The following is a 6826-nucleotide window of genomic DNA, read 5'->3' as shown; positions in this document are numbered from 1 at the left end:
TTGCCGACATCGGAGCCCGTGCCCTGCAGCATGATCGCCTTGGCCATCAGTCCCTGCCCCACGTCGTCGTTCCGGTGATCGTCGACTTGGCCGCCAGCGGCCCGCCGCGCCAGATGTAGAGCGCCAGCAGCGGCTCCTTGCCGGTGCGCATGGCGTGGCTGACGTCGGAGGCATGGTGGATCACCTCACCCGCCTCGCGCCTGCGAAATTCGCCTCCGCCCATGCGCCATTCGGCGCCGCCGGTCAGCGGAATGTAGATCTCCTCGGCGACGTGATGATGGTCGGGGTAGACGATATCAGGCCCGAGGATCAGCAGGCCGGCCGCAACCTCGTCGTTGACGAAATGGCCGCGCGTGCCGAATACTTCCAGCCACCCGTAATTGTCGATGAACGTCTTGCCGAAATCCGCCTCGCCGTAGGTCTGCCCCCAGTGCAGCTCCCCGCGACGCTCGGCGACCAGCCGCACCAATGGCTGGGCGTTCGCTGCAGCGAGCTCGACGATTCGGTCGAGCTGGCGCAGGCAAGCGAGCGGATGCGGCTCGAGCGGACGCGCCGGCATGGCCCAGCCGATCCGAGCCACGGCATCGCGCACCAGCGCATTATCGAACGTCTCGAGATAGGCATGGAAACGTTTGAGCAGCTCATCGAAATTTGTCGTCACGCCTTGCTCCAGACACGCATTAGCGCACACCCGCTTCACAGATGGTCGGCTTGCGCGGCGGCATCATTGGTCTAGATTGAGCGGCGCGCAAAGCCAAAAACGACAGGCCAGCAGGCCGGAAACATCAGGGAGCACGCTATGGACGCCGCTGTCGATGCGAGCACCAGCCAGTTCGAGCTCAACGAGGACCAGCGCGCCATCCAGGAGATGGCCGAGGCCTTCGCCGCCGACCGGGTCGCGCCGAATGCGCTCGACTGGGACCGCAACAAGCATTTTCCGGCAGATGTGATCCGCGAGACGGGCCCGCTCGGCCTTGGCGGCATCTATATCAGCGACGATGTCGGCGGCTCGGCCCTCGGCCGGCTCGACGCCGTGCTGATCTTCGAGGCGCTCTCGCGCGCCGATCCGGCATTTTCGTCCTTCATCTCGATCCACAACATGGTGGCGTCGATGATCGACCGCTTCGGCAGCAACGAGCAGCGCCGGCGCTTCCTGCCGAAGCTGACCTCGATGGAATGGCTGGCCAGCTATTGCCTGACCGAGCCGGGCTCGGGGTCGGATGCCGCGGCGCTGAAGACGCGCGCGGTGAAGGGCGGCGGCGACTATGTGCTGAACGGCGTCAAGCAGTTCATCTCGGGCGCCGGCGACAGCGACATCTACATCGTCATGGCGCGCACCGGCGCCGACGGGCCGAAGGGCATTTCCACCTTCGTCGTGCCGAAGGATGCGCCCGGCCTCTCCTTCGGCGCCAACGAGCACAAGATGGGCTGGCACATGCAGTCGACCCGCCAGGTCATCTTCGAGGACTGCAAGGTGCCTGCGCAAAACCTGCTGTCAGTCGAAGGCGCCGGCTTCGGCATTGCCATGGCCGGGCTCGACGGCGGCCGGCTCAACATCGCCGCCTGTTCGCTGGGCGGCGCCCAATCGGCGCTCGACAAGGCGCTGGCCTACACCGCCGAGCGCAAGGCCTTCGGATCCAAGATCAACCAGTTCCAGGCGCTGCAATTCAAGCTCGCCGACATGGAGACCGAGCTGCAAGCAGCGCGCATCTTTCTCTACGCCGCCGCCTCGAAGCTCGACCGCAACGCGCCCGATGCCTCGAAATGGTCGGCGATGGCCAAGCGCTTCGTCACCGACATCGGCTTCAACGTCGCCAATGACGCCCTGCAACTGCATGGCGGTTATGGCTATTTGCACGATTATGGCATCGAGAAACTGGTCCGCGACCTGCGTGTCCACCAGATCCTCGAAGGCACCAACGAAATCATGCGCGTCATCATCGCGCGCGCCCTGATCGGCCGCTGAGCATTTTGCAGCCAAGTGGAATCACTTGGCGTCGCAGAAATGCGGCTAAACAAACAGATAGAGCGGGATATCTCTTCAATCCTGAACATCCCGCTCTGGCAAAACCGGGAGAAAAACGATGACCACCATCGCCTTTATCGGCCTCGGCAACATGGGCAATCCGATGGCCGCCAACCTCGTCAAGGCAGGACATACCGTGCACGGCTTCGATCTGATGCCGGAAAACCTCGTCATCGCCAGGGATCATGGCGTCGTCGTCATGGCCAATGCCATTGCCGCGGTGAAGGGCGCCGATGTGGTCATCACCATGCTGCCGGCCGGCAAGCACGTCCTGTCGGTCTACGAAGACATCGCGCCCAAGGCGAAAAAAGGCGCGCTGCTCATCGATTCCTCGACCATCGACGTCGAATCGGCGCGAAAGGCCCACGCGATCGCCGCAAGACATGAGCTTCTGTCGATCGACGCGCCGGTTTCCGGCGGCACCGGCGGCGCCACCGCCGGCACGCTGACCTTCATGGCCGGTGGCTCGAAGGACGCCTTCGCCAAAGCCGAGCCAGTCCTCAAGCCAATGGCCGGCCGTATCGTCCATTGCGGCGATGACGGCGCCGGACAGGCGGCAAAGATCTGCAACAACATGATGTTAGGCATTTCGATGATCGGCGTCGCCGAAGCCTTCGTTCTGGCGGAAAAGCTCGGTCTGTCGCATCAGGCGCTGTTCGACGTCGCCTCGACCTCCTCCGGCCAATGCTGGTCGCTGACCACCTACTGCCCGGTGCCTGGTCCGGTGCCGACATCGCCGGCCAACAATGGCTACAGGCCTGGGTTTGCCGCAGCATTGATGCTGAAGGACCTGAAATTGTCACAGGAAGCCGCGCAAAGCGTCGGCGCGGTGACGCCGCTGGGCGCCGAGGCCGCCCAGCTTTACGCGCTGTTCAACGCCCAGGGGCATGCCGGCGCCGATTTTTCCGGCATCATAAACTTTTTGCGCGGCACCCCGGAGTAAGCCTCGAACTCGACAGGGCTTTTTGATTTCCCGGCAAAAGAAACACCGCAAATTTAGATTTGCTTAAACTCTCGATAACCCCCCGGTAACGATGTGCCTGTAAAACGGAATGCGAGGCGGCATATCGCATCCGCCCGGCGCTCCGGATCAGGTCTCGCGTACCGGAGCCCGTACGTTTCGCAAGTGTTCCGTTAGCGAAGCGCCATGCGTATCTGGCAAAGCCGCGTTCCCGAGGGAGCGCGGTTTTTGCGTTTCGCATTCTTCAAGGACAGTGACACGATCGCCCCGGCGCGCCTCCAGATGATCGTCGGCCTGGTGGCGGCGATCCTGAGCTACGTCGACCCACAGGTGGAGCGCGAGGGTTCCGGTCGCTCGTCATGTTCGTTCCATGGCCTCGCGATCGAATCCCCCCGCCGCCGTGAGCACGATCTGAGATGACCTAGCTCCTGAAGCTCATTGGATCGAACATCATGAAACCTTCTCATTTTTAAGCCGTTATCGCCGGTATGTCCGAGGCTAAATTCAAGCCGAAATCGATCTCCAAATCGCGCGATGCCGAGAAGTCGCGCCAGGAGAAGCAATCGACTGTCGAAGTCGCGTCTGAGGTCGCCGGCGCGGCCCCGCCGCCGGACTTCATCGAACCCGATCCAGAGCTCACTCCTGAGGAGGCCGAGCAGGCACGCAAGAGATACTTGCTGAGGCGTTTCTGGATCAGCGCGCGCGGTTATTGGGGCCGCGGAGGCGATAGGCTCGCATGGCCGTTCACGATCGGGCTCTTGGTCCTGATCATCATCAATGTCGGCTTCCAGTATGGGATCAATGTCTGGAACCGCGCAATTTTCGACGCCCTTGAGCAACGCAATGCCCGCACCGTTTATATCCTGAGCGCCGTTTTCGTGCCGCTCGTGCTCGGAAGCGGCAGCCTTGTCGTTGCGCAAGTCTTCCTTCGCATGACGATTCAGCGCCGCTGGCGTTCCTGGCTCGCCACCGCGGTCATCGCGCGTTGGCTTGCAAGCGGCCGCTACTTTCAGTTGAACCTCGTCGGCGGCGATCACCAGAACCCCGAAGCCCGCATCACCGAGGATTTGCGGATTGCCACCGAATCTCCGGTCGATTTCATCGCCGGCGTCATCAACGCGTTTCTGTCGGCCTCGACCTTCATCGTGGTGCTCTGGACGATCGGTGGGGCCTTGACCCTGACGATCGCAGGTTCGACCGTGACCATTCCCGGCTTTCTCGTCATCACCGCGGTAACCTATGCCGCGATCACATCCACCTCGATGGCGGTCATTGGCCGCCACTTCGTCCGCCTCTCCGAGGAAAAAAATCAGGCGGAAGCCGAATTCCGCTACACGCTGACGCGGGTGCGGGAAAACGGCGAGAGTATAGCATTGCTCGGTGGCGAGGAGGAGGAGCGTAGGGGCATCGACAAGACGTTCGCCCATGTGCTCAAGCAATGGGCGCTTCTTACAGGCCAGCACATGCGCACAGCGCTGGTGTCGCAGGGGGCAAGTTTGTTTGCGCCTGTCGTGCCCGTTTTGCTTTGCGCTCCAAAGTTTCTCGAAGGCAGCATGACACTTGGACAGGTAATGCAGGCTGCCTCTGCCTTTGCCATCGTGCAGGGCGCGTTCGGATGGCTGGTCGACAACTACCCCCGTCTCGCCGATTGGAACGCCTGCGCACGGCGCATCGCCTCACTGATGATGTCACTCGACGGACTCGAGCGCGCGGAACAGAGCAACACACTGGGACGCATAAAGCGCGGCGAAACTGCAGGCGATGCGATGCTCAGCCTGAACAATCTGTCCGTGTCGCTCGACGACGGCACCGCCGTGGTCAAGGAAACTAGGGTCGTGATCGAACCAGGCGAGCGGGTGCTCGTTTCCGGCGAATCCGGCTCAGGCAAGAGTACGTTGGTGCGGGCCATCGCAGGTCTGTGGCCGTGGGGTGGCGGCAGCGTCAACATCCGCGCCGACAGACGGCTGTTCATGCTGCCGCAAAGGCCTTACGTACCTACCGGGACGCTTCGCCGCGCAGTCGCCTATCCAGGCGCCGCCGATCGCTGGACGCTGGGTAAGATCAAGGCTGCCCTCAACAAGGTCGGACTCGATTATCTGAACGACAAGATCGAGGACGACGCGCCATGGGACCAGACCTTGTCGGGTGGCGAAAAGCAGCGGCTCGCCTTCGCACGTCTTCTGCTGCACAGCCCCGATATCATCGTGCTGGATGAAGCAACGTCAGCACTCGATGAAAAGAGTCAGGACAAGATGATGGAGATGATCATTCACGAATTGCCGAAGGTCACCATCATAAGCGTAGCGCATCGCGCCGAGTTGGAAGCCTTCCATAGCCGCAAGATCACATTGGAGCGGCGCGAGGGCGGCGCAAAGCTTGTCAGCGACGTCGATCTTGTCCAGCGTAAGAGCAGACGGAACTTGCTTGTGCGATTTCTCGGGCGCCGGCGCGCCTACCGAAACGCAGCACGACATTGAGCAAAGCGGCGCTGCCCGAGACAAAAAGTGAAGTCCGCCGGGCGGGCCTGGGTCAAGGGCAGCAAGAAAGCAGCCCGCGCCGCGCGCACTGCGAACTAAGTCCGACGTCTGCTCGATGGCTTGGCGATGGCGGCTTGGCCGACAACTTCGGGCGCATCGCCGGCCCCGATGGCAGATGATCGTCGGCCTGGTGGCGGCGGTCCTGACCTACGTCGACGACCACCGCGTCAGCTGCACTATTTGCGTGCGAGCACGACGTGAGCCTCTTGGGGGAATGTCAGCTCCCCTCCAGTTGAATAGATTGCCAGCGAGGAACTTACATCCCCCATGATCGCTGCGATGACTACGTTCCGTTGTCCGGCATCCATTCCGCTGACCAGCCCAGCCTGCGGAGTCGCTGCCAGCTGTAGTCGCACATATTCCTTTGACGAGGGGAATCGGATGTTCTGTGTCGTCGTGTGGATGGTCACCTGACGAAATCCCGCCCCGGTCACCAATCGGTAAAGCTCGTCCGCGTCGGCGAGTGAATGCTCGGACCGTTTCGTCGCCGAAGCGCCTGGACCGAGATGCCGATCCAGGGCATCCGCCAGCGCCTTTGCCGCAGGAGTATGCTCAATAGCGCTGAAAACGCTTAAGGCCAGTCGGCCGTCAGCCACCAGAACCCGGAACATCCCACGCAGCGCACTCGATCGATCCGGAAAAAACTGCAGCCCGAGCTGGCAAAGAACCAGATCGAAGGTGGAGTCAGGGAACGGCATTTCGAGCGCGCTTCCCTCGTGCCAGTCAATACGCGGTCCAGCGCCGCTCGGGAGCGACCGAGCAACGGCAAGCATGCCCGTGTTGATGTCGAGGCCGACGACATGCCCACTTCCCATACGCTCGGCCGCCGAGCGTGCCACCACGCCGGTGCCGCAAGCTACGTCCAGAACCCGCTCACCAGATCGAGGCGCAGCACGATCCACCAGGTCGGCAGCCCACAGGGCTGTGATTGCCGGAACCAGGTAGCGCTCGTAGAGTTCCGCGGCGCTACCTTCCAGCTGCCATTGCTCCTGCCGGGCCATAGCGTCCCTCCCGCACAATGAGCCGCTCCGACAACGGGCCCGATCGGCGCTTCAAGCAGCCATCATAAAGCGCCTATCTGTCACAGAGCAACCGGGCGATAGAAACAAGGATACCGAGCAGATCGTTAGGACGGTCCGCACACATTGCGAGCGTCGCTTGCTGGAGCTGCGTTAGTCAGTCGGAGGCTAATGGCGTTTTTAACGGAACGCTAATATAAATGGACGTTCGAACGAGCAGCGCCTGCCAAATCCCTGAGGGAATGCCATGCGAAGGTTCATCTTCACGGCAATGTGTATCGCC

5 protein-coding genes and 1 pseudogene are annotated in these 6826 nt (G+C 62.0%); 4 read left to right on the top strand and 2 right to left on the bottom strand.

Going from position 1 to position 6826, the window contains the following annotated elements:
* Positions 1 to 46: 46 nt before the first annotated feature.
* The gene (locus EOB36_RS05380) at positions 47 to 661 is read right to left on the bottom strand and encodes a dimethylsulfonioproprionate lyase family protein (protein WP_127204675.1); all 615 of its coding nucleotides are present in this window, start codon (positions 659 to 661) and stop codon (positions 47 to 49) included.
* A gap of 138 nt (positions 662 to 799) precedes the next feature.
* Between EOB36_RS05380 and EOB36_RS05375 the strand changes: the two genes are divergently transcribed.
* From EOB36_RS05375 to EOB36_RS05360, 4 genes and pseudogenes are all read left to right on the top strand, one after another.
* The gene (locus EOB36_RS05375; RefSeq protein WP_128284459.1) at positions 800 to 1966 is read left to right on the top strand and encodes an isobutyryl-CoA dehydrogenase; all 1167 of its coding nucleotides are present in this window, start codon (positions 800 to 802) and stop codon (positions 1964 to 1966) included.
* 118 nt (positions 1967 to 2084) lie between these two features.
* Complete coding sequence (gene mmsB, locus EOB36_RS05370) at positions 2085 to 2969, top strand: 3-hydroxyisobutyrate dehydrogenase (RefSeq protein WP_095486679.1); 885 nt, start codon at positions 2085 to 2087, stop codon at positions 2967 to 2969.
* Positions 2970 to 3173: 204 nt separating this feature from the next.
* On the top strand, positions 3174 to 3407 hold the full coding sequence (locus EOB36_RS05365) for a hypothetical protein (protein WP_095486680.1): 234 nt from the start codon (positions 3174 to 3176) through the stop codon (positions 3405 to 3407).
* A 68-nt stretch (positions 3408 to 3475) separates the two neighbouring features.
* Positions 3476 to 5484: pseudogene (locus EOB36_RS05360) on the top strand (ABC transporter ATP-binding protein/permease); the annotation flags it as partial.
* A 216-nt stretch (positions 5485 to 5700) separates the two neighbouring features.
* On the opposite strand, the gene EOB36_RS05355 reads toward EOB36_RS05360, so the two are convergent.
* Positions 5701 to 6525, bottom strand: a complete 825-nt coding sequence (locus tag EOB36_RS05355; RefSeq protein WP_128284457.1) for a methyltransferase domain-containing protein — start codon at positions 6523 to 6525, stop codon at positions 5701 to 5703.
* Between the last annotated feature and the right edge of the window lie 301 nt (positions 6526 to 6826).

It is taken from the genome of Mesorhizobium sp. M6A.T.Cr.TU.017.01.1.1 (assembly GCF_004023115.1).
Lineage (GTDB): Bacteria > Pseudomonadota > Alphaproteobacteria > Rhizobiales > Rhizobiaceae > Mesorhizobium > Mesorhizobium mediterraneum.
Note: the sequence above shows the minus strand (reverse complement) of the source record. Positions and strands in the feature narration are given on the sequence as shown.